The 21,226-nt window shown below is 53.8% G+C and carries 25 protein-coding genes; all 25 read left to right on the top strand.

Annotation, left to right across the window (positions count from 1 at the left end; translation table 11 throughout):
• Window positions 1–82: 82 nt before the first annotated feature.
• A complete protein-coding gene (locus LG371_RS05110) occupies window positions 83–1,846 on the top strand; it encodes a phage minor head protein (protein ID WP_225747909.1) in 1,764 nt (587 codons plus the stop codon).
• Window positions 1,843–3,018: a DUF2213 domain-containing protein gene (locus LG371_RS05115; protein ID WP_225747910.1), complete on the top strand. Its 1,176-nt coding sequence runs from the start codon at window positions 1,843–1,845 to the stop codon at window positions 3,016–3,018. Before LG371_RS05110 ends, LG371_RS05115 begins: the two co-directional genes overlap by 4 nt.
• Window positions 3,019–3,021: 3 nt before the next feature.
• Entirely contained in the window at window positions 3,022–3,501 is a 480-nt protein-coding gene (locus LG371_RS05120) for a hypothetical protein (protein ID WP_225747911.1), read from the top strand.
• Window positions 3,502–3,505: 4 nt separating this feature from the next.
• Window positions 3,506–4,504 (top strand): major capsid family protein, encoded by a 999-nt coding sequence (locus tag LG371_RS05125; RefSeq protein ID WP_114921915.1) that lies wholly within the window; start codon window positions 3,506–3,508, stop codon window positions 4,502–4,504.
• A 508-nt stretch (window positions 4,505–5,012) separates the two neighbouring features.
• Window positions 5,013–6,143, top strand: a complete 1,131-nt coding sequence (locus LG371_RS05130; protein ID WP_225747912.1) for a glycoside hydrolase family 19 protein — start codon at window positions 5,013–5,015, stop codon at window positions 6,141–6,143.
• A 69-nt stretch (window positions 6,144–6,212) separates the two neighbouring features.
• The gene (locus LG371_RS05135) at window positions 6,213–6,671 is read left to right on the top strand and encodes a hypothetical protein (RefSeq protein ID WP_225747913.1); all 459 of its coding nucleotides are present in this window, start codon (window positions 6,213–6,215) and stop codon (window positions 6,669–6,671) included.
• 71 nt (window positions 6,672–6,742) lie between these two features.
• Window positions 6,743–7,096 carry a hypothetical protein gene (locus tag LG371_RS05140; protein ID WP_225747914.1) on the top strand — a complete coding sequence of 118 codons (354 nt, stop codon included), beginning with the start codon at window positions 6,743–6,745 and terminating at the stop codon, window positions 7,094–7,096.
• A gap of 192 nt (window positions 7,097–7,288) precedes the next feature.
• Window positions 7,289–7,621, top strand: a complete 333-nt coding sequence (locus tag LG371_RS05145; RefSeq protein ID WP_225747915.1) for a hypothetical protein — start codon at window positions 7,289–7,291, stop codon at window positions 7,619–7,621.
• A 2-nt stretch (window positions 7,622–7,623) separates the two neighbouring features.
• Window positions 7,624–8,022: a DUF4054 domain-containing protein gene (locus tag LG371_RS05150; protein ID WP_225747916.1), complete on the top strand. Its 399-nt coding sequence runs from the start codon at window positions 7,624–7,626 to the stop codon at window positions 8,020–8,022.
• Window positions 8,006–8,446, top strand: a complete 441-nt coding sequence (locus LG371_RS05155; RefSeq protein WP_225747917.1) for a hypothetical protein — start codon at window positions 8,006–8,008, stop codon at window positions 8,444–8,446. The genes LG371_RS05150 and LG371_RS05155 overlap by 17 nt, the downstream gene beginning before the upstream one ends.
• Window positions 8,436–8,816, top strand: coding sequence for a hypothetical protein (locus LG371_RS05160; protein ID WP_225747918.1), 381 nt, complete (start codon window positions 8,436–8,438; stop codon window positions 8,814–8,816). Before LG371_RS05155 ends, LG371_RS05160 begins: the two co-directional genes overlap by 11 nt.
• The gene (locus LG371_RS05165; protein WP_225747919.1) at window positions 8,801–9,280 is read left to right on the top strand and encodes a hypothetical protein; all 480 of its coding nucleotides are present in this window, start codon (window positions 8,801–8,803) and stop codon (window positions 9,278–9,280) included. Before LG371_RS05160 ends, LG371_RS05165 begins: the two co-directional genes overlap by 16 nt.
• An 11-nt stretch (window positions 9,281–9,291) precedes the next feature.
• The gene (locus tag LG371_RS05170; protein ID WP_225747920.1) at window positions 9,292–10,767 is read left to right on the top strand and encodes a DUF3383 domain-containing protein; all 1,476 of its coding nucleotides are present in this window, start codon (window positions 9,292–9,294) and stop codon (window positions 10,765–10,767) included.
• Between the two features lie 52 nt (window positions 10,768–10,819).
• The gene (locus LG371_RS05175; protein WP_225747921.1) at window positions 10,820–11,260 is read left to right on the top strand and encodes a hypothetical protein; all 441 of its coding nucleotides are present in this window, start codon (window positions 10,820–10,822) and stop codon (window positions 11,258–11,260) included.
• Between the two features lies 1 nt (window position 11,261).
• Window positions 11,262–11,708, top strand: coding sequence for a hypothetical protein (locus LG371_RS05180; RefSeq protein WP_225747922.1), 447 nt, complete (start codon window positions 11,262–11,264; stop codon window positions 11,706–11,708).
• 174 nt (window positions 11,709–11,882) lie between these two features.
• Complete coding sequence (locus LG371_RS05185) at window positions 11,883–14,660, top strand: hypothetical protein (protein WP_225747923.1); 2,778 nt, start codon at window positions 11,883–11,885, stop codon at window positions 14,658–14,660.
• Between the two features lie 480 nt (window positions 14,661–15,140).
• Entirely contained in the window at window positions 15,141–16,001 is an 861-nt protein-coding gene (locus LG371_RS05190; RefSeq protein ID WP_225747924.1) for a Bro-N domain-containing protein, read from the top strand.
• Between the two features lie 153 nt (window positions 16,002–16,154).
• A complete protein-coding gene (locus LG371_RS05195) occupies window positions 16,155–16,313 on the top strand; it encodes a hypothetical protein (protein ID WP_225747925.1) in 159 nt (52 codons plus the stop codon).
• Between the two features lie 33 nt (window positions 16,314–16,346).
• Window positions 16,347–16,976, top strand: a complete 630-nt coding sequence (locus LG371_RS05200) for a phage baseplate protein (RefSeq protein WP_225747926.1) — start codon at window positions 16,347–16,349, stop codon at window positions 16,974–16,976.
• Between the two features lie 237 nt (window positions 16,977–17,213).
• The gene (locus tag LG371_RS05205; protein WP_153716943.1) at window positions 17,214–17,510 is read left to right on the top strand and encodes a hypothetical protein; all 297 of its coding nucleotides are present in this window, start codon (window positions 17,214–17,216) and stop codon (window positions 17,508–17,510) included.
• The gene (locus LG371_RS05210) at window positions 17,500–18,387 is read left to right on the top strand and encodes a hypothetical protein (protein WP_225747927.1); all 888 of its coding nucleotides are present in this window, start codon (window positions 17,500–17,502) and stop codon (window positions 18,385–18,387) included. Before LG371_RS05205 ends, LG371_RS05210 begins: the two co-directional genes overlap by 11 nt.
• The gene (locus LG371_RS05215) at window positions 18,365–19,072 is read left to right on the top strand and encodes a Gp138 family membrane-puncturing spike protein (protein ID WP_225747928.1); all 708 of its coding nucleotides are present in this window, start codon (window positions 18,365–18,367) and stop codon (window positions 19,070–19,072) included. Before LG371_RS05210 ends, LG371_RS05215 begins: the two co-directional genes overlap by 23 nt.
• On the top strand, window positions 19,069–19,419 hold the full coding sequence (locus tag LG371_RS05220; protein WP_225747929.1) for a hypothetical protein: 351 nt from the start codon (window positions 19,069–19,071) through the stop codon (window positions 19,417–19,419). The genes LG371_RS05215 and LG371_RS05220 overlap by 4 nt, the downstream gene beginning before the upstream one ends.
• Complete coding sequence (locus tag LG371_RS05225) at window positions 19,416–20,594, top strand: baseplate J/gp47 family protein (protein ID WP_225747930.1); 1,179 nt, start codon at window positions 19,416–19,418, stop codon at window positions 20,592–20,594. Before LG371_RS05220 ends, LG371_RS05225 begins: the two co-directional genes overlap by 4 nt.
• Window positions 20,591–21,223 (top strand): DUF2612 domain-containing protein, encoded by a 633-nt coding sequence (locus LG371_RS05230; RefSeq protein ID WP_064103107.1) that lies wholly within the window; start codon window positions 20,591–20,593, stop codon window positions 21,221–21,223. The genes LG371_RS05225 and LG371_RS05230 overlap by 4 nt, the downstream gene beginning before the upstream one ends.
• Window positions 21,224–21,226 lie beyond the last annotated feature (3 nt).

Consider the following 21,226-nt stretch of genomic DNA (forward strand, 5'->3'; position numbering starts at 1 on the left):
GCTTGGATACCAAGCATTTAACCCAGCCTTCAAATTAAGGGTATGTCTTTATTGTATGCCACCCATCAGCCGAAAGCAAGCCATGAAGTTATCCGCCCCGTCCGATAAAGACATCATCCTCAAGCCGATACAGCCCAACCTGGGCGTAGAGGCCGCCTACCGCAAAAGCCTGAAAAAGCTGTTGCGTGAAATGCGCGCCGACGTTCAGGGTTTGCTTGAACAGCACTACCCGAAAGGCATTGCCCAAGACAGCCTGACGGACGGCTTGCAGGCTGCTTTGGCCGCCCTGTTGCGTTATTGGTTGGCACGGCTGGACAAGCTCGCCCCGCAAATCGCCGAGGTATTTGCCAATCAAAGCACAAGCCACACAGAGAGAGCCTTTCAGACGGCCTTGCGGGAGGCAGGCTTTACCGTCCGTTTTCGTGCCACAGCACAACAGCAAACCGCCTTGCAGGCCGTATTGGGTGGCAACGTATCGCTTATCCGCTCCATTGGCCAGCAATACCTGAACCGCGTGGAAGAAAGCGTATGGCGCAGCGTGAATGCAGGCTACGACATGGCGCAACTGACCCGCGAACTGCGCAAGGACTACGGCATTAGCGAACGCCGCGCCGCTTTTATTGCGCGAGACCAAACCAACAAAGCAAAAGCGGCCATTGAAAAGGCGCGGCGGCAGGAATTAGGCATCACGGAAGCCATATGGATGCACTCCCACGCAGGCAAAGAGCCGCGCCCGAGCCATGTTGCCGCCAACGGGAAACGGTTCGACGTGGGCAAAGGCATGTATCTGGACGGCAAATGGGTGCAGCCCGGAGAGGAAATTAACTGTTTTCCCGGTGATTCAGTAATCCAACATTTTGATGGAGTGAAACAACTTTGGCGTAGATTTTATTGCGGCAAATTGACCAAACTCATTACGCAGTCTGGTGAAATTATCAAAGCGACTCCTAATCACCCAATACTTACCAATCGGGGATGGGTTGCTATTAAGGATATTCACATTGGAGATTATGTAGTCAAAGTTGGCAGTAAGGTCTTCAATGGTTTTGAAGACGATATAGAGCGAAATAATCCCACTTTCGCGCAATTGTTTGATGCGGCCGCGTTTCTTATCGGAAGTAGCATTGGTAGCGGAGCCGCATTTAAGTTCCACGGCGACATTTCCTATGGCGAAGTCGATATTATAAACATCGAACGGTTTTTGCCATACGAAATCAACCCCGCTTTGCTCGAGAAGGTCTTTAAACTCTTTCTCGCCGATGCCAGTCATATTCTCGTAGGGCTGGAACAAAATTCCGTTAGCCCGTTTGCGTCTGCCATCGATATTTTGTTTGCGCCCGCGCAAAGCAATATTCGCAGCTTTGGCGCGTTGCTTGCGTTGCTCAGAGGTCATTTTCCTCATGCTGACGATATTTGCTTCCGATTGTCCTCTTATATGCACTCCGCCATTGAGAAGGCGGTTGCGAATAGCCCCTCTAGAGATATTGAAGCGCTTAGAAAGCTCAAATTCGCTAATACCGGATTCATACAGGGAAATGAGCAAATCATTGGAGAGGTCGTGGCGATAATTGGGAGGTTGTCTTCCTGTTTTCGGAATATCCAATCCCCTTCTGCGGATATGCTTGGACAAAGCATCCTTGCTCACTCCAACTTGCACGGCGGCATCCTTGAGCATCATGCCATCAGTGAATATCAATTTGATGGCGTGGTCAATAAGAGCATCTGCGATTTTTCTGGGCATGTTTATAACCTTGAAAACAAAAAGAATTGGTATAGTAATTATACCATAATTTCTCATAACTGCCGATGTACGAGCCGTAGCGTGATTAAAGGATTCAACACATGACAGAGAAAACCATACTCGCCCAAGACCGCTCCCTACGTTCCTACGACCAAGACGGCAGGCTGCACGTTGAAAGCTCCAATATCAGCAAGGCAACGGTAAATCCCTACTACGGCAGCGAAATCCCCAATTACCAACAACTGGGGCTTGAGCCGAAAAAGGTTTACTACCTGCTGCGAGACCCCGAAGAGTTGAAAAAGGCCGCGCCGACGTTCAACAACCTGCCTTTATTGAGCAAGCACATCCCCGTTTCCGCCGATGAGCCGCAGAAAGAAGTGATTGCCGGCACGACCGGCAGCGATACCGTGTTTGAAGACGGCTACCTGAAATGTTCGCTGGCCGTGTGGGATGCGGAGGCGATTGCCGGTATTGAGAGCGGCGAGCAGGTGGAGCTATCTAGTGCGTACCACTATACCGCCGATATGACCGCAGGCGAATTTGAAGGCAGGCATTACGATGGCGTGATGCGCGATATTGTCGGAAACCATGTAGCCCTTGTCGATGTGGGTCGGGCGGGGCGTGATGTTGTAGTAAGCGATGCAGACCCATTTCACGAAAGGAAAACCATGAAACTGAAAGCAGGCGCGAAAGCGCGTATTCAGGCAGCCGTGCAGCCTTTATTGGCGCAGGATGCCGAATTGAGCCCCGATGAACTGTTGCAGGTTATCGGCTCGCTCACCAACGAAGTGCAGACAGCTGAAGATGACGGCGAAGATTTGCCGCCCGAAAACGTCGAGAATGTCGGCACGGACGAAGACGAACCGGAGGACGGCGACACCAACACCGCTCCCGCCGAACCGGAAGAGCCCACCGAAGACGAAGAGCCGGAAGAACCCGAAGGCGGCGCACCCAAGCCCGCGCAAGACCGTGCCATTTCCAAAGTGGCAATGGATGCGGCCATCAAGCGTGCTGTGGAAGCCGAACGCCAACGTTCGCAAGCCTTGGCTACGGCACAGCGCGAAGTTGCGCCCATTGTCGGCGATGTAGCGATGGATAACGCGGCGGATGTGTACAAGTTCGCGCTTGAGCAGAGCGGTGTTGATGTAACCGGCGTACATCCTTCTGCCTACCGCGCCATGGTCGGTATGTTGGGCAAACCCAAACAGCCTATGGCGCAAGATGCGGCCAAAACCGCCGAAAAGTTCCCCGGTTTATCACGAATCAGAAAGGCTTAAACCATGTCATTCCAAAAAGCAGTTAAATCTTACCAAGCCCCCGCCGTTGCGGGGGATTTTGCTGCCCACAACCCGAACGCTTCCATGCTGGCGGGTGAAGGCACCCTCGTTAGCGGCACGGACGGCGTAACCGTTGGCGTGTTTGCTTGGGCGGATGCCGACGGCAAAGTGTCCAACAAGAAAACCGCCGGCGCGCGTATCGGCTTTGTCCACCGCGAACAGCAAGCCAGCATCACCGCCTATCTGGCGGAACACGGTAATCAAATCCTGCCCGGCCAAATCATCACGCTGGCTGTAGCAGGCGACTTCTGGGCGCACTTCCCCGCTGGTGCCGAAATTGGCCAGAACGTGTTTGCCAAAGACACCGACGGCACACTGAAAGCATCTGCCGCCGCCACCGAAACCGGCCACACCCTGACCCGCTTCAAGGTAGCTTCCAAAGCCGCAGCGGGCGAACTGGCCAAAATCACCACATGGGAGTAATTGAATGAATACCTTACAGCAATTAGAACGCGATGCCGGCATCGTCTTTATGGGCGGCGGCAAGAAGCTGATGAACGAACAGGTTCAGGCAGCTTTGGCAATGGACGCACAGCCTGCGCTAACCACTACCGGCAACAGCGGCATCCCCGCATGGATGCTGACCTATGTAGACCCGAAGCTGATTGAAGTCGCCCTGCAGCCGATGAAGGCCGCCGAAATCTTCGGCGAAGTGAAAAAGGGCGACTGGACGACCGAAACCGCTATGTTCATGCTGGTAGAGCCCACCGGCGAAGTCTCCAGCTACGGCGACTACAACAACAACGGCGTAAGCGGTGCCAACGTCAATTTCCCGCAACGCCAAAGCTACCATTACCAAGTGTTCACCCGATGGGGCGAGCGTGAAGTAGCACGCGCAGGCGAAGCGAAGATTGACTATGTGAACCGCGTCAATCAGGCCAGTGTGAACGCCTTGAACCGCTTCCAGAACAAATCCTATCTGTTCGGTATCAAAGGTTTGCAGAACTACGGCATCCTCAACGATCCGAGCCTGCCGGCCGCCACCGCTGCCGCCCAAACATGGGCAACCGCTACCGGCGAGCAAGTGTACGAATCCATCCGCAAGCTGTTCCAAAAACTGCTGCAGCAGACTGGCGGCCTGATTGATATGAACACGCCGCTCCTGCTGGTGTGCAGCCCGACTGCCAGCGTTGAACTAACCAAAACCAACCAGTACAACGTCAATGTTACCGACCAGCTGAAAAAGAACTTCCCCAACCTGCGCATCGAAACCGTGCCGGAATACTCCGCCGCATCGGGCGAAATGGTGCAGCTGATTGTGGAAGAGTTGGACGGCCAGCGCACGTTGGAATGCGGTTTCACCGAAAAACTGCGTGCGCACAACATGGTTCTGGAAGCCTCCAGCATCAAGCAGAAGAAATCGCAGGGCACATGGGGCGCGATTATCTACCGCCCGTTCTGCATTGCTTCCATGACGGTGAGCTAGGCAGCCTGCACAACAAGGCCGCCTGTTTCAGGCAGCCTTTTTCATGCCCGCACCTGCGGGCTTTTTTATTGGAGAACCCAAATGAATGAAAGGACATCCCATCCCATCCGTTGGCATAAACTCGCACAAGGCACGACAGGGTTGGCTAAGGCATTGATAGGAATCGGTCATACGGATAACGATACCACAGTACAGCGACTCAACCATTGTACAACTTGCCCAGCACTCATCCGGCATCGGCAAAATTCGCCCGAAAGTATTGTTCAAGGCATCGGCCTATTTGACCGATGCGGCGCATGCGGCTGCTTTGTCCGTGCCAAAACCCTATTGGCCGATCAAACCTGTCCATTGGGCAAATGGTAGCCGGAAATATTCCCGGCTGATTTTATATCTATTCTACTTAGAAAGGAGGTAGTCATGATTTAGATACCGAGTTCAATCTTAATTGTTCTTCTAACCAACCAAATATTTTTTATTGATTTTATCTTATTATTTTAGGAGTTTTATTATGGCAACATTACCTTGCAACAACGGAAAATGGTCTCTTGGACATTACAGCAGATTTGCAGGCGACTTTACCTACACGGGCAGTTACAACACAGCAGAGGAGGCCTGCGCGGCTGCCAAGCTGAAAGCATGGGCTTACGATCCAGTGAAAAAAGCATATGTTCCCTACAATTCGGCAATGCAGCTTTACCGTGTTGAATGTGCAGCCGAAAATAACAGCTATCTGATTGAGAATACCTACAACGTTGCCTTCCGGCACCGTCCATTGGAATTAATAGTATCAACTGGCAGCCAATATGCAAATTTTATTGAGATACTCCCTAATAATAAAGTAGAGATTTCAGCCAACCAATCTGTTACCTGGATTATTACTAACGGCAGTAGTTCAATCACCAATCTTCGAAAAAGCGGATCAGGTATGGTTTTTGAAACCAAGAACCTAAGTGGGATGGTTACCGTTACAGCCCAATCTATTTGTCATATAAAGAGCCTAACATTTCATATTAGAGATGTAAAAACCGAATATATTTCGGCTTTATGGCCTGCATTGGAAAAGGCCGGAATAACCAAAAACAAAAATGAGTTGGCTGCTTTTTTGGCAAGCTCGGATCACGAAACCAAAGGGGGCACCGATATGGCTGAGTTACCTCGATATAGTTTGAAAAGATGGAGGGAATTGGCCGGAGATCAAAGAAATATCAGGGAATGGTTAAATCAGCATCCAAACAATACCCAAGCAGAGTTTGACAAACTATCCGATAAAGACAAGCTCAATATTATGTATGCCGGTAAAAACGGTAATACTCAACCGGGTGATGGCTATCTATTCCGTGGGAGAGGTGGCTTACACATGACTGGACGGGATGCATATCAAAAATTTTCAACCTATATGCGTCGCCCAGATATCATGAGCAATCCTGATTTGGTAGCTACCGATCCCCAGTTGGCTGTGCAAAGTGCTATTTGGTTTTGGACAATTTATAAGCATAAGCCTAATCTTCGGAGGATTGCACAACAAGGTAACTGGGATGAGGTAAGGAACATAGTCAATGGTGGGTCTATTGGCATAGAAAAATATTGGCCTAAAGTCCAAGGTTACCTGAATGGCAAAGGCGCACTGATGAAGCCATAAATATTAGAGCCCTTGCCTCCTATCGGTGGTATAATTCGCCATTATCCGCAACCGGTAGGAGGCTTTGCCATGAAAACATTATTGTTCATTGTGTTATCTTCATTCGCCTGCGCTTCGGCTTATGCGAAGCCACCCGTAAAAACAATTTTTTCCTGCACCACCACCAACGGCAAACAGCTGACCGTGCAGCGGCAGGGTGCGGACTATGTGTACAGTTTCGGCCGCAAAGGACGTCCGGAATTGGTGTTCCGCAATTCAAAACGGCAGGTAGTTTCGCAAAGCTATACCAGCGAAATGCCGGCTGCACAAGGCCTAAGTGGGATGTGGAGTAACATAATTATGATCAATCGGGGCTACAAATATAATATTTTTTTTGTGGTGCTCAAAGATGAAGAAAACACGGTTAAGCGAGGTGTCGAAGTGAGCAAGCTAAGTCGGATAAATGATTTAACATACCGTCCCCGGGTTATCCTCTGTAATAAACGTTATCCTATCATTAGTAACCCAGAGCCTGAATTTATGCTTTAACCGATGATCATCCATCCCAATTTGCCGGCGGTATAATCCGCCATTATCCGCAACCGGTAGGAGGCTTTGCCATGAAAACGTTATTGTTCATTGTGTTATCTTCATTCGCCTGCGCTTCGGCTTATGCGAAGCCCCCTGTGAAAACGATTTTTTCCTGCACCACTACCAACGGCAAACAGCTGACCGTACAGCGGCAGGGTGCGGACTATGTTTACAGTTTCGGCCGCAAAGGACATCCGGAATTGGTGTTCCGCAATTCAAAGCGGCAGGTAGTCTCGCAAAGTTATACCAGCGCCAAGCCGTCCGAATTCGGCATAGGCGGGCTTTGGCGGGAAATCAATATGATTAATCGGGACTATCAATACAATATTTTTTTAGAATATCCCAAGATAAAGAGCACACGGTTACACAAGGTGTCGAGATAACCAAGCTGAGCCGGATAAATGATTTGACGTACTCCCCGCAGGTGATTCTTTGTGATGCCCGTTACCCCGTTATTGATAACCCGGAAGCCGAATTTATGCATTAACCGGTAAATTTATCACTTCAAATGCTGTCTGTTTTCAGGCAGCCTTTTTCATGCCCGCATCTGCGGGTTTTTTTATTGGAGATCACAAATGGCAAAACAAAAAACTGTAACCGTTGGCTGCAAACTGCCCAACGGACTGATTATTGAAGTCGGCGGCCAGTCGGTAGAACTGAACGGCGCCAATGCCTCAAACATCATCGGCGGCCACGGCATTACCTACGATGTGGACGCCGACCTGTTCAATGCCTGGATGGAAGCGCACCAAGACCGCGACATGGTGAAAAACGGCTTCGTTTTCGCCCACGAAGATGCAAAGAACACCAAGGCGGAGGCGCAGGAAAAGACCAACAATGAAACCAAGTTGGAAGCCATCAAGCCGGATGACAAGGCCAATGGTGTAAGCACCGCCAAGGAAGACTAACCATGCCCGCCGTCGTCTTTGATAAAGCACGGTTTCAGGCAGCCTATCCCGAAGTACAGGCCACGGATGCACAGCTTGAAATGTGGTTCACACAGGCCGAAAGCCTGCTGGACAACACCGACCACAGCATCGTGGAAAAGCTGGAAGAGCGCGAAATGCTGCTGTTCCTGCTGGTACGCCACTTTTCCGCGCTGGCTGAACGTGCCGCACAGGGCGGATTGGTGGGACGCATTGCTTCGGCTACCGAAGGCAGCGTTTCCGTGAGCGCGGATATGGGCGCGGTGGGCAGCAATGCCGCTTGGTATCTGCAAACGCCCTATGGCGCGACCTACTGGCAGCTTACCGCCAAATACCGCCGCTTCCGCTATGTGCAGGGAGGCTGCTATGCGCGGCGGCGATAAGTTCAGGCAGCGGTTGGCCGAACTGGTCGCGCAGGCAACAACGGCCAAGGTGCGTGTCGGCATCATCGAGCAGGCAAACTACGACGGCTCGGATGGCGAAAGCGTGGCACAAGTGGCCTTTTGGAATGAATACGGCACAGCAACCATTCCCCCGCGCCCATTTTTCCGCAATACCATTGCCGAGCATAAGGACGAATGGCCGAAGCAGGCTGCCGCACTAATGGAAGCCAACGGCGGCGATGTGCGGCAGACCTTGGAATTGATGGGCGAAGGCGTAAAGGGGCAGATTGTGGAAACTATCCAAGCATTCCGTGAACCGCCAAACGCCGCCGCGACCGTGAAGAAAAAAGGCTTTGATAAACCGTTGATTGACACGGGGACGTTGTGGCGCAGTATTGATTACGAGGTAGCCGATGAATCTTAGAGCCATCGCCAACGGTGCGATTACATCCGTCAATCCGAACCTGCCCGCCGTGTTGAAACTCAATGACGGCTACACTACCGATGCCACAGGGAAGCGGAAATCAGGTTACAGCGAGCATCCCGTAACCGTACAGACCCAAACCCTCAGCACGCAGGATTTATCCTTGTTTGAAGGATTGGCGCAGCAAGGAACGTTGCTTTATGCCTATGTCACCGGCCAATTCCACGGCTTGCGGCGGCAGATCGGCAAAGGTGCGGACAAGCTGGTGTTCGCGGCCTACGGCGAAACCGAAACGACAGAATGGCTGGTGAAACAGGTGGTGGAAAGCTGGCCGGATTGGTGCAAGGTGCTGTTATGGCGGCAACATTAGACGATATTTACACCGAAGTCCGGGCAATGCTGCTCGGGCTTTTTTCGTGCGAAGTGGTGCGCGGATACAGCAACAACGTACCGTTACCCAAGCCGCCGTTTGTGGTGATGAACATCCTGAACGAAGCCGCCGCTGCCACCAACGAACACGCTTACGCCGTGGCGGATGAAACCGCTGCCGTATCGCGCCAATCAGAAATACAGATGCAGCTTGATTTCTACGGCGAAGAGGCGGGGCAGATGGCGCAGAAAACCGTTTTGCTTTGGCGCGATTTCTACGCCTGCGAACGGCTGAAATCCTGCCAGCCGCTATATGCCGACCCCGCACGCTTCATGCCGCTCACCAACGAAGAGAGCGAATATGAAGAACGATGGATGACCACCGTTCATCTGGCCTACGCGCCACAGGCAGAACACCAGCAACAGTTTGTAAACGCTTTTGATTTAACCCTGATCCAACCGTAAAGGATATATCCATGTTCCAATCTATTCCGGCAAGTAAAATTGTCAGCGTAAACCCCGCCGTACTCAGTTCTGGCGGCTCTCCGCTGTCGATGAACACCGTCTTTTTGAGCAAAAACGAAAACCTACCCACCGGCAGGCATACCGCGTTCCCCGATGCTTCGGCAGTCGGCGAGTTTTTCGGCTTGGCCAGCGAAGAGTTTAAAGCCGCGCAGGTGTATTTTAAAGGCTTTGACAATTCGCACATCAAGCCCGGCACGCTGTATTTCTACCCCTACAACGTCGGCAAAGAAGCTGCCTATCTGCGCGGCGCAAGCGTGAAAAGCATGAGCCTTGCCGCCCTGAAAAAACTTTCGGGCAATCTGAAAGTGAATATCGACGGCAACGACAAGAGCGGCGACAACATCAGCTTGGCGGCCGCCACCAGCTTTTCAGATGCCGCCGACAAAATCGGCACAGCCATCAGTGCCACCGTGCAGTTTGACGAGCAGTTGCAGGCGTTTGAAATCGTCTCTGCCACCCAAGGCAGGGCTTCTGAAATCGGCTTTGCCACCGGCACGCTGGCCGAAGCCTTGAATCTGACCGAAGCCAAAGGCGCGGTGATTTCCAAGGGCAACGATGGCGACAGCGCGGAAACCGTGATGGAAGGCGTGATTCAGTCCACTTTGAATTTTGCCACCTTCACCACCGTGTTTGAACCCGAACTGACCGACAAGCTGGCCTTGGCCAAATGGAGTAACGCGCAGAATAACCGCTTCCTCTATGCCGCATGGGGTAAAGAAGCCGCCGCGCTGCAAACCGGCAACACTACCTGCTTGGGCGCGCAACTGAAAGCCGCCGCCTACGACGGCACCGCCCCGATTTATGGCGGACTGGACAAGGCTGCTTTCCTGTGTGGCGCGATTGCCTCCATTGATTTCACTGAAACACAAGGCCGCATCACGCTGGCGTTTAAAAACCAATCCGGCTTGAGCGTGGACGTGGACAACGCTGCCGATGCCGACAACCTGAAAGAGAACGGCTACAACTACTACGGCGCATGGGCGACCGCCAACGACCGCTTTACCTTCCTCTATCCCGGCCAAATGCCCGGTAAATGGAGATGGATTGATGCCTATGTGAATCAAATCCGCCTCAACAGCCAGTTGCAGCTTGCCCTGATGACCCTGCTCACCTCGGCCAAGGCCGTGCCGTACAACGCTGTCGGTATCGCCCTGCAACGCGCCGCCTGCCAAGACCCGATTAACGAGGCCTTGAACTTCGGCAGCATCCAGCCGGGCGTACCGTTGAGCGAACAGCAACGCGCCCTAATTAACAACGAGGCGCGTGTCGATGCCGCAGCGAAGATTGAAAGCACCGGCTATTTCCTGCTGATTCAAAACGCTTCGGCGCAGACGCGCGGCAACCGCCAGTCCATGCCGATGAAGCTGTGGTACACCGATGGCGGCAGCGTGCACAACATCAATCTTGGCTCAATCAACGTTCAGTAAACCCGTGCAGGCTGCCTGAACTGTCAGGTGGCCTCTTTGCAAAGGAAAATATATGCAAACCGTATCAGACCGCACCCTAACCGCCGCCAACAGCATCCTGCTGATGCGCGTGAAAGGCTTTAACGACAACTTCGTACAGATTGAAGGCTACGCCGCCGACAATGCCTTCGACTTCGGGCAAGGCAAAATCGGCGAAACCATGATGGGCGTGGACGGCCAACAGTCCGGCGGCTTCACGCCCTACGAAGTGGACTTCAACATCCAGCTTGCCCCCACCAGCAAATCGCGCGACTACTTCGACCAATTCACCAACGACATCCTGCAACGTCAGGAAACGCGCATGGTGGAATTTTCGGTTGAGATTTCCGCCGTGAAAAAACGTTACACTGCCACCGGCTTCTTGGTGGAAGTTCCGGGCGGCACAACCGCCAAGAAAACGCTGGAATCCGCCACTTACTCGTTCCGCATCGTGGTGAAACCGGAGGAAATCTGAAATGGCGTTGAAGAGCAAGCAAATCACGATTGAAAACGGGCGTGATAAAGGCCGCGTGTTCCTGATTACCGAAATGAGCGCCGCCCATGCCGACCACTGGGCGATGCGCGCCCTTTTGGCACTGGCCAACAGCGGTGTGGATTTAGGCGGCATCACCCCGCAGCAAGGGATGATCGGCATGGTGGGGGCGACGTTGGGCGCATTGGGCAAAGTGAAGCCTGAAGACGCTATCCCGCTGTTGAACGAGCTTTTGGACTGCGTGCAAATCATCCCCGAAGGCGGCCAGCCGCGCCCGTTGAATATGGAGTTCAACGATGTGGAAGACTTTACGACCCTGTGGCGGTTGCGGAAGGAGGTGTTTGCATTGCATACCGATTTTTTGCAACACGCCTTTGGCCTGACCTCGGCATCGGGCGGGGAAGAGGAAGCCGGCAACAAGGCTACCTGAACCTGACACAAACCATCGGGGCGCTGGTTTCCTCCCGTATATGCAGCCTGCACGAACTGCAAACCGTGTATGGTCTGGAAGATGCCTTTAACCTGCTCGAAATCGTCAATACCGATGCCTTCAACAAGGCACAACAGGCTACCTGATTTCAGGTAGCCTTTTTTAGGAATCGCTATGGCAACAGTAATTGATACCCTGTTTATGGAGTTGGGCATTGACTCGTCCAAATTCAGCCGACAGGTTGATGTAACGGAATCAGATAACAATCGGCTGCAAAAGTCGTTCAAGGATACCGAAAAAGCATCCAAAGAAGCCGCCAAAGCCGCGAAAAAAGAAGTTGATGAACTTAAGAAGGAAATCAAAGAGGCGAAGAAAGAGCGGGAAAAAGAAGAGAAGGAAGCCGAAAAAGCCCGTAAAAAGCAGGAAGCGGAGGAAAAGAAAGCCGAGAAAGAAGCTGCCGACCGGAAAAAGAAACAAATCGAGCTGCTGAAGAAACTCGCCAAGGGCTTTGCTTCTTTTGGCGCGCTGGTTATGGGAACCAGCGTGTTTACCAAATTCATCCGCGAAGCCGCTGAAGCCAACGTACAGCTGGATAATCTCTCTCGCAATATCGGCATGAACCGCAACCAGCTTCAGGCATGGGGCGGCATGGCGGCGATGGCGGGCGGTAATGCCGACGCCATGAAAGGCAGCCTGGCCGGATTGAGCATGAGCATCACCCGCCTGACCACCATGGGAGACACTTCCATGGTGCCGTTCTTCAACGCCTTCGGCGTGGCCTTGCTCAATGCCGACGGCAAAGCGCGCAACCTAGACAGCATCATGCTGGATCTGGCCGACCGCTTTTCCAAGATGGACAGGGTGCAGGCCTACAATCTGGCTAAAAGCATGGGTTTGGACGACGGCACCATCAACACCTTGCTGCTTGGGCGTGCCGAAATGGAAAAGATGCTGGCCTTACAAGACCGGCTCTATCGCTCCGGCGAGAAAGAACGGCAGCTCAGTAATGAATTGATGCGGGCTAGGGGCTACCTGAATCTGCAATGGGAAGCACTCAAACAGATGCTGGCCGATGCACTCGCCCCGCATCTTATCCGCATCATTAAACTGGTCAGCGACTTTGCAGATTACTTAATGCGCCACGAAAACACCATGAAGCATGTTTTCGAGGGATTGGCTTTTGTATTGGGCGTGGTGCTGATTCCGGTGCTGTGGTCGGCAGTAACGGCGCTGTATGCCTTTATCGCTCCGTTCGCGCTGGCTGCCGCTGCCGTGGCTGCTCTGGGTGCTGCGTTTGTGCTGCTCTATGACGACTACAAAACTTGGGCAGAGGGCGGAAAGAGCCTGTTCAACTGGGGCGCTTTTACCGGCTACATCAGAACATCGAAAGTATCAGTGGACAGCCTTACCAAAGGCTTCACCTACCTGCTCACCGGATACACATCATGGGCGGAAGCCGGGAAAGGCTTGTTTGATTGGTTGCGGTTGAAAGGATTCATCGACGAAAACGGGGTATCCCTACGCTCACTGGCTAACGGCTTTAAAAGCCTAGCCAACGACATCTACCAGTTCATCGCTCCCGCATTGGAAGACCTAGGCGAAATCTTCAATGCCCTGATGAACCGCGATTACAACCGCGCTTGGACAGCGGCAAAACGCTTAGCTATGCGCCCGGTAAATTTCGTGGCGGAGCAGGTACAGAGCGCCGCCGAACGGGTATCCGGCGCAGTTGATGTTGCTACTGGCCACACCCCCGGCGCGGCAGGTTCGGCGCAGGCGGCGGTACGAAGCCTAGGCTCGGGAGAACGTGTCGCCAAACAGATGTTTTCCCCAGGTGGCACGATTTACTTCGGTGATAGTATCGCTCACGGCTACCGTAGTGCGGTAAACGGCACAGGTTCAACTAGAGAGGGTGCTAATCCGCAGCAGGTATTGGGTTTCATCAACGGCTATTCCGGCAACTTGCAAGGCCAAACCGTGATTCTGTCGTCCGGTATGAGCAACGACCCGACCGATACCGACGGCATCCGAGCCCAAATCCGCGCATTGCGCGCTAGGGGGGCGAATGTGCGGCTGCTTGGGGTATCTAATACCTACAATCGAAAAGGCCAAACCGGCGCGAGAATGAACGCCCTACTGGGGCAAATCGCCCGTGAGGAACACGCCACCTTCCAAGGAGGCTTCCAAGCAGGCAGGGATAACATTCATCCTGCCAGCTACAGCTCGCAGCCGTGGTTGGGCGGCGGTTCGCGGCAAAACTCCGCAATGGCAGAAACGCTCGCCATGATTAGGAAGCATGAAGGTTTCTCCAGCCGTACCTATTGGGACGTGAATGCTTACCGCTTAGGCTACGGAACGGACACCATCACCGACCGCAACGGCAACGTCCGCAGAGTGCGACAGGGTGATACCGTTACCCGTGAGGATGCGGAGCGTGATTTGGCACGCAGGGTGCAGATATTCAGAAGCGAGGCACGGCAGAAAATCGGTACGGCGGAATTTGACCGCCTGCCAACCAAAGCGCAAGCCGCCATTACTTCGGTTGCCTACAACTACGGCAGCTTGGATAAATTGCCGTCTTTGGTAAGAGCTGCCCGCAGCGGCAATCTCCCAGCCCTCTCCCAAGCAATTGCTGCCCGCCAAGGTGACAACCGGGGCGTGAACAGAAGAAGGCGGCTGGATGAAGCCGCCGCAGTATTATCTGACCTGAACAGCCGCCCTGTCGGCGGACAAGCCGTTGCCGATAATGCCCAGCGCGGTTTGCAATCCATGCAGCAAGGCGCTGTTGCCCGCCAGCAGGCGCAGCAGATTACCAACAACAGCAATATGCAGCTCGCCATCAACGGCGGCATCCATGTGCAGTCTTCAGCCAGTACCATAGACGGCACAATGGCGGATGCCTCTGCCGCCGCCCGTAACAGGTTGGTGCAGATTATGCCAGCGATGGTGTGAGGCTACCTGAAAAAGCGAAACCCCGTGAAGCGGGCAACTTCACGGGGTTTCTGTTTGCAACCCTTACCAGACAAGGATTGAAATTGGATGAAGTATAGCATAAACAAAGAGGTGCGGAAAATGTTTGAATTATTTGCGAAGTATGCGGCGTTGCGGCGGATGTTCTACGCACTGCTGCTGATGGCGGCGTATTGGCGGCTGCCCGAGATACTGGCGGTTTTGAAATGACTTGCACAAAGCATGGGGTTTGTTTATGATGGAGCTTCCTAACAAACTTACAGCAGAAACGCGCCTGTTGCGCGATTTTTCGTATCTACTCCCATCATAATGTTTGCCGCATTTCGGTTTCCTTGGTTGCGACAGATTTCAAGTTATGGGGGTGCGGGTAGCAGCAATGCCCCGGACGCTACTGTAAGTGCGTTAGGACACCCCCGCCCAATCTGGGTATTCCTAGAACCTTTAAACTTACAGGAGTTCATCATGAACGCTCAAATCTCTCTGTCTTTCCGCGACGTAAGCTTTGATATTACCGACATTCACGGCCAGCCTTGGTTAAGGAGCTTCCAGATTGGAAGTGCCTTAGGTTATAAAAATCCATCATCAGATATGGCAAAACTTTATGACCGCAACGCCGACGAATTTACCGACAGCATGACCCAAGTCATCGAACTGCCCACCGCAGGCGGCAAACAGCAGGTGCGTGTATTCAGCCTCCGCGGCTGCCACCTGCTCGGCATGTTGGCACGCACCAAAGTAGCTAAAGAGTTTCGCCGCTGGGTGCTGGATGTGCTGGAGAAAGAAGTTTCAGGTAGCCCGAGCCCCAAAACCACCGTAGACGAGCGCACCGGATTACGCCAAGCCGTCTCCGCCCTGGTCGGCAAATGCGGCATCGACTACGGCAGCGCCTACAACATGGTACACCAACGCTTCGGCGTCGCCGCCATCGAAGACATCCCCGCCGAGCGGCTGAATGATGCCGTGCAATACGTCCACACCCTCACCCTGTATAGCGGATTGAACGGCGAGGTGCTGGATGCGCTGCCGCCGCAGATGCAGGACGGCGGTATCCTGTTGTCCGACCATGAAATCAGTCGTTTCGCTACGGTTACCTATTTTCTCGACTGGGCGACCCGCCAACTGTACGATTTGAGCGAACCCTTGAAACAACTGGGCGCACGCGACAAGGGCGTGGCGGCCTACACGCTGTGGAAGGAATCGCAAAGTTGGTTGAAACACTGCCGCCGCTCTTTGCAACGGGTGCAGCCCAACATGCGCGACGAGTATTTCCGCGAGCATGTGGCAGGCAGTCTGCGCCGTATGGATGCCCTGATGCTGAACTGATTTTCAGGTAGCCTTTACCGCCCCGTAATCTACGGGGCTTTTTCTTTGGGTAGACGAAGTAACCGATTAAAACTTGCGGATAATTCAATCAAAGAAACCCGAAAGCGACGCGGTCGCTGCCGGGCGGGGAATGGATTGGATGAGAGCAAGATAATGACTAAAAAGAATAATGGCATAAATTTCAGAGAGGTAAACACCATGCTGGAAAAGTATGAAAACTCTCCTCGCATACGCCTGCTGGTTTGGCTGGCTTTGGGTGCGGTGTATTTATTTGGTTTTGCGGCCTTAATCAATGCTGTCAAATGGTGGTAACTCATGGCTTGGAACTCTATCGGTATCCCGAACGTGCCCAAGTTGCCGCGAAACGTGGGCGGCGCACTGATTAAATTCGGCGGCGCGGCCTTAATCAATGCCGTTTTCGGCAACTATTGGGGCATTTTCGGACAAAACGGCATCCCGCTGCTGTTGTCGGATAACGTAACGTCAGTCAAACACCAAAACACATCCAAAGTGTCCAATGCACCTGTTGAACGCGGTTCGTTCGCCAGCTATAACAAGGTGGGCGACCCGTTCACGGTAACGGTGCAGATGAGCAAGGGTAGCGGCGGTGTGTTTGCACGCGGAGCGTTTCTCGGATTGTTGGATACACTAGCTAACAGCACGGATCTGTTTTTGGTCATCACGCCGGAAGCGGTGTACCCGAACATGGCGATAACGGGCTATGACTATGCCCGCGAGGCATCGGACGGGGCGCGGCTGTTGAAGGTCAATATTCATTTGGCCGAAGTGCGGCAGGTGGAAGTGAAATACACCAAAACCAAGCCGGACGGTGCGCAGGCACAACAGGACGGCGGCAAGGTGCAGCCCAAGCCGATACAAAACAACGAATCCATAGCTTCAAAATTGTACGGCGCGGCCAGCGAAGAATGGGATAAAGGCGTCAATGCCCTCAGAAAAGGCTTTGGACTGAAATAAAAAAGCGAAAACCCGCAGGGCGGCAACTCTGCGGGTTTTCTGTATTTAACCTTAGAATGAGTAAGGGAAAATCATAAAGTGAAGTATAAACGAAAACACAGATTAAAGGTAGGTGGCAAGATGAGCAAACACGGAGCGGACAAGGCGGGCTTGGTGCTGGCGTGGGATATTGCGCTGTCGGCGGTAATTTCGGCGGTGGCATTATTGATTTGGGCTTTGAAATAAGGCTGCCTGAAAATGATTTACCAAATCCCCATCAAGCCCGTCCCTGTGCAAAAAGTAAGCGCCACATTGGACGGGCAAGAAGTAACCGTATCGCTAGTACCGCGATTGGGCAAGCTGTATGCCACTGTGTCGGCAGATGGGCGCGTACTGATACGCGAACGGGTATGCCTGCACGGTATGCCGCTGGTGGGCGAGGCTTATCGCGGCTTTCGCGGCGAGCTTTATTTAGTCGATACCGCAGGCAGCCTAGACCCGCAATGGCAGGAACTGGGCAGCCGTTTTATTTTGGTGTACCGCGATGAGCATTAAAGAGAAAATCCTGCGTGTCAGCATCAAGTTAGGACAGGAAAAAGACGTATGGGATGCGAAAGGCAACGATACACTGGTTGTCGAAGGTTTGCGCACCTCCTGCCAAATCAACTACGGCAACGGCGCGGTGATGCCGTCTGCCCGCATCAAAGTGTACGGCTTGAAGCTGGACAGCATCATGAAGCTGCTCCGTGTGAAATGGAACACCGAGCAGGCAATGATGAATCTGGTGCAGGTGGAGGCAGGCGAGCAAGACGACCTGAGTGTGGTCTATACCGGCAATATCACGTTTGCCTACCCCGAAATGGGCGGGGCGCCGGATATTTGCCTGGTTATCGAGAGCCACACCGCCGTTTTGTGGCAACTCAAGCCTGCCGAAGCGGTCAGCCACGAAGGCGAAACCGATGTGGCACAGGCGATTGAAGCTATCTGCAAGCGCATGGGCAGGCGTTTTGAAAACAACGGCGTAAAGGCCAAAATCAGCAATCAATACCTACCGAACACCGAACTGGACAAAATCCGACATATTGCCGCCGCTGCCAATATAGACGTGTACATTGACAACGAAACCGTCGCCATCACACCCAAAGGGCAGCCGCGCATGATTGACGTACCTATTGTCAGTCCGAACACCGGCCTAATCGGCTACCCGATACCTGATTTGCAGGGTGTGAAGCTGCAATGCCTGTACGACAAAGCCCTGCGCTTCGGTGGACTGATTGAGGTTGTAGGCAGCCTGATTGAGCAATGCAACGGCAGATGGCGCGTATTCGGGCTGTCGCTGGATTTGGAAAGCCAAACGCCTGGCGGCAAATGGCTGGCCGACATCAAAGCCGCCAATGTGGAGGATACAAATGCCAAAGTCGCAACAAAATAATTGGGCGCAATACCGCCCCGAACAAACACAAGGCGGCGCGGGGGAAATCAGCGCAATCGTGTCGGGCATCGTCTCGCGCATCCAAACCGTAACGCTGGTGCGCGTGGTCAAAACCAAAGCAGCCGGGCTTGCCCCTGTAGGGCTGGTGGACGTGCAGCCATTGGTTGCCCAAATCAGCGGCGACGGCACGGTTACGCCGCACGGCATCATCTACAACGTGCCGTATTTCCGTCTGCAAGGCGGCGGCAACGCCGTGATTATCGACCCCGAGCCGGGTGACATCGGCATGTGCGGCTTTTGCAGCCGCGACATTTCCAGCGTCAAACAAAACAAAGCGCCGTCCGCTCCGCAAAGCAGGCGGCGTTTCGATTATTCGGACGGCCTGTATTTCGGCGGATTCTTGAATGGCACGCCCAGGCAGTATATCCATTTTAAGGACGGCGGCATCAAACTGTTCTCCCCCGGCGATATTGAGATGGAGGCGGCCAATATCCGCCTGAACGCCAAAGGCGGCGTGAGCAGTACCTCGCAAACCTTTCAGGCCAACACCCAAGCTGCGGCGCAATTCACGGGCGGCGGCGGGATTTCTGCCGACGGTGATATGACGGCGAATGGTGTCAGCCTGCTGCACCACGTCCACAACGGCGTGCAGCCCGGCGGCGGCAATACGGGAGAACCGCAATGAATACTCTCTATCTTAACCCGCAAAGCTGGGATTTGGTCTTGGATACGGCGGGCAATATCGCGCTGGCGAAAGACCCCTACGCCAAGGCGCAGGATGTGGCTTCGGCGTGCCGCCTGTTTGCGGGCGAACTGTATTACGACACAGAAAAGGGCATCCCCTATTTTGAAGAAATGCTGGGTAAAAAACAGTCGTTCGCGCTATACCGGCATCGGCTGGTGCAGGCTGCTTTGTCCGTCCCCGGCGTGGTAGCGGCAGACGTGGCCGCCGAACTGCGCGACGGGCGCGTGCTTTCAGGCAGCCTGCAATTTACCGACGACACCCAAAAACAATACGAGGTAACGCTATGAGCAGTCATGTTCCCCCAGTTCGCTTCACGCCGCAAGGCTTGCAGATTCCGACTGAAACCGAAGTGCTGAACGGCGTGCTGGCCGACTTCAACGATGCCTTCGGCGGCGGTCTGAACCTGAATTTGGAAACGCCGCAGGGACAGCTTGCTTCCTCGCTGGCCGCCGTGATTGCCGACAAGAACAATGTGATTGCCGAACTGGTCAATCAAATTCATCCGGAATATGCCGAAGGAGTGATGCAGGACGCGATCGCCCAAATCTACTTCCTGCAGCGCAAACCTGCTACCGATTCGGCGGTGGTGTGCGAGTTTGTCGGACTGCCCGGCACGCAGATTCCGCAGGGATTCATCGTACAGGATGCGGCAGGCAACCAATGGGCTTTGCAGCAGGAAATCGGCATCCCTATCGGCGGTAAAGTCAGCGGTACACTCATTGCCGCCGGACAGATTGAAGCCCCCGCCCACAGCGTAAACGTTATTTATCAAGCTTTGGTGGGGTTGGACAGGGTGGATAATCCGCGCCCTGCCATTCCCGGGCGGGCGGAAGAGAGCCGCGCCGAATTCGCTGAACGCAGACGGCGCAGCGTGGCCGTCAATGCCCACGGAACGCCGCAGGCGGTGTATGCCAACGTGTTTGCGCTGGACGGGGTACGCGATGTGTACGTCATTGACAACCCGAAAGGCCAAAGTGTGCAGGCCGGTGCGACCAACTACACACTCAAGCCGCACAGCATTTATGTGGCGGCGGTGGGCGGGGATGATACGGCGGTGGCCGAAACCGTGCTGCGCTACGCAGGCAGCGGCTGCGACTTCAACGGCAACACCGAAATCACGGTGTACGACCACAGCTACAACGACCCGAAGCCCGCCTATCAGGTAGCCTTTATGCGCCCCACCGAACTGCCGGTGTATTTCCGCATCAAAATCGAACGCGGCGCGGCGGTGGGCGCGGAAACGGCCATCAAGCAGGCCATCATCCGCGCTTTCAAGGGGCGCATCGGTGCAAACCTGTATGCCATCGGCTACGTCGCCCCCGTGGTGCAGGCCGTGCCGAACGTGCATGTGTTGGACGTGGAAATCGGTTTATCTGCGGGCAGCATGGGCAATTCCGTGGCGGTGGGTATTGACCAAACGCCGGTTGTCCGTGCCGAGAATATCGAAGTGGTGAGCGTATGATAACCGTTGGAGAAACCTTAATCAGCCAATATGCCAACAGCCCGGTCATCTGCCGCCTGATACGTCGGTTTGACGACTGCATCGACCCGCGCACCGACAAGCAGCGGTTCTACGACACCGTGTGGAACGTATCCACCGCACAAGGGTTCGGGCTGGATATTTGGGGCGCGATTGTCGGCATTGAGCGAGAAGTTATGATTAGCGCACAAGACGAATATATCGGCTTTGCGCAGGGCTTTACCTCGTTTGACAACGGCGTATGGAGTACCGGCGAAGGCTTGGAGCGGCGATACCGTTTGGACGACGACGCCTACCGACGCGTGATTATGCTTAAAGCGATGAGCAACATCATCTACGCCACCGCCCCGCATATCAACCGTCTGCTGCGTGAGATGTTCGGCAAACGCGGGAGGGCTTATTTCGTCAAAAACGGCACGATGGCTGCGCGCTATGTGTTTGAGTTCTATCTCCTGCCGGTAGAGCGCTCCATCATCCGCCAAAGCGACCTGTTGCCGCGCCCCAGCGGCGTACTGCTGGATTTTTACGAACCGGAGGCAGATAAAACCTTCGGCTACATCGAAGCCAATCTGGCACCCTTCGGCGAGGGTGCTTTTTTTATGGGAGTTTAAACC

The sequence above is a fragment of the Eikenella sp. Marseille-P7795 genome (genome assembly GCF_916618725.1).
In the GTDB taxonomy this organism is placed as follows: Bacteria; Pseudomonadota; Gammaproteobacteria; order Burkholderiales; family Neisseriaceae; genus Eikenella; species Eikenella longinqua.

Excerpts from the sequence above, each read along its gene's own strand:
- LG371_RS05130 (WP_225747912.1), top strand. The coding sequence starts at position 5,013 with ATGGCAACATTACCTTGCAACAACGGAAAATGGTCTCTTGGACATTAC.
- LG371_RS05190 (WP_225747924.1), top strand. The coding sequence starts at position 15,141 with ATGAACGCTCAAATCTCTCTGTCTTTCCGCGACGTAAGCTTTGATATT.
- LG371_RS05175 (WP_225747921.1), top strand. The coding sequence starts at position 10,820 with ATGCAAACCGTATCAGACCGCACCCTAACCGCCGCCAACAGCATCCTG.
- LG371_RS05155 (WP_225747917.1), top strand. The coding sequence starts at position 8,006 with ATGCGCGGCGGCGATAAGTTCAGGCAGCGGTTGGCCGAACTGGTCGCG.
- LG371_RS05120 (WP_225747911.1), top strand. The coding sequence starts at position 3,022 with ATGTCATTCCAAAAAGCAGTTAAATCTTACCAAGCCCCCGCCGTTGCG.
- LG371_RS05185 (WP_225747923.1), top strand. The coding sequence starts at position 11,883 with ATGGCAACAGTAATTGATACCCTGTTTATGGAGTTGGGCATTGACTCG.
- LG371_RS05150 (WP_225747916.1), top strand. The coding sequence starts at position 7,624 with ATGCCCGCCGTCGTCTTTGATAAAGCACGGTTTCAGGCAGCCTATCCC.
- LG371_RS05165 (WP_225747919.1), top strand. The coding sequence starts at position 8,801 with ATGGCGGCAACATTAGACGATATTTACACCGAAGTCCGGGCAATGCTG.
- LG371_RS05210 (WP_225747927.1), top strand. The coding sequence starts at position 17,500 with ATGAGCATTAAAGAGAAAATCCTGCGTGTCAGCATCAAGTTAGGACAG.
- LG371_RS05205 (WP_153716943.1), top strand. The coding sequence starts at position 17,214 with ATGATTTACCAAATCCCCATCAAGCCCGTCCCTGTGCAAAAAGTAAGC.
- LG371_RS05220 (WP_225747929.1), top strand. The coding sequence starts at position 19,069 with ATGAATACTCTCTATCTTAACCCGCAAAGCTGGGATTTGGTCTTGGAT.
- LG371_RS05125 (WP_114921915.1), top strand. The coding sequence starts at position 3,506 with ATGAATACCTTACAGCAATTAGAACGCGATGCCGGCATCGTCTTTATG.
- LG371_RS05170 (WP_225747920.1), top strand. The coding sequence starts at position 9,292 with ATGTTCCAATCTATTCCGGCAAGTAAAATTGTCAGCGTAAACCCCGCC.
- LG371_RS05145 (WP_225747915.1), top strand. The coding sequence starts at position 7,289 with ATGGCAAAACAAAAAACTGTAACCGTTGGCTGCAAACTGCCCAACGGA.
- LG371_RS05180 (WP_225747922.1), top strand. The coding sequence starts at position 11,262 with ATGGCGTTGAAGAGCAAGCAAATCACGATTGAAAACGGGCGTGATAAA.
- LG371_RS05225 (WP_225747930.1), top strand. The coding sequence starts at position 19,416 with ATGAGCAGTCATGTTCCCCCAGTTCGCTTCACGCCGCAAGGCTTGCAG.
- LG371_RS05160 (WP_225747918.1), top strand. The coding sequence starts at position 8,436 with ATGAATCTTAGAGCCATCGCCAACGGTGCGATTACATCCGTCAATCCG.
- LG371_RS05135 (WP_225747913.1), top strand. The coding sequence starts at position 6,213 with ATGAAAACATTATTGTTCATTGTGTTATCTTCATTCGCCTGCGCTTCG.
- LG371_RS05110 (WP_225747909.1), top strand. The coding sequence starts at position 83 with ATGAAGTTATCCGCCCCGTCCGATAAAGACATCATCCTCAAGCCGATA.
- LG371_RS05230 (WP_064103107.1), top strand. The coding sequence starts at position 20,591 with ATGATAACCGTTGGAGAAACCTTAATCAGCCAATATGCCAACAGCCCG.
- LG371_RS05140 (WP_225747914.1), top strand. The coding sequence starts at position 6,743 with ATGAAAACGTTATTGTTCATTGTGTTATCTTCATTCGCCTGCGCTTCG.
- LG371_RS05215 (WP_225747928.1), top strand. The coding sequence starts at position 18,365 with ATGCCAAAGTCGCAACAAAATAATTGGGCGCAATACCGCCCCGAACAA.
- LG371_RS05115 (WP_225747910.1), top strand. The coding sequence starts at position 1,843 with ATGACAGAGAAAACCATACTCGCCCAAGACCGCTCCCTACGTTCCTAC.
- LG371_RS05195 (WP_225747925.1), top strand. The coding sequence starts at position 16,155 with ATGACTAAAAAGAATAATGGCATAAATTTCAGAGAGGTAAACACCATG.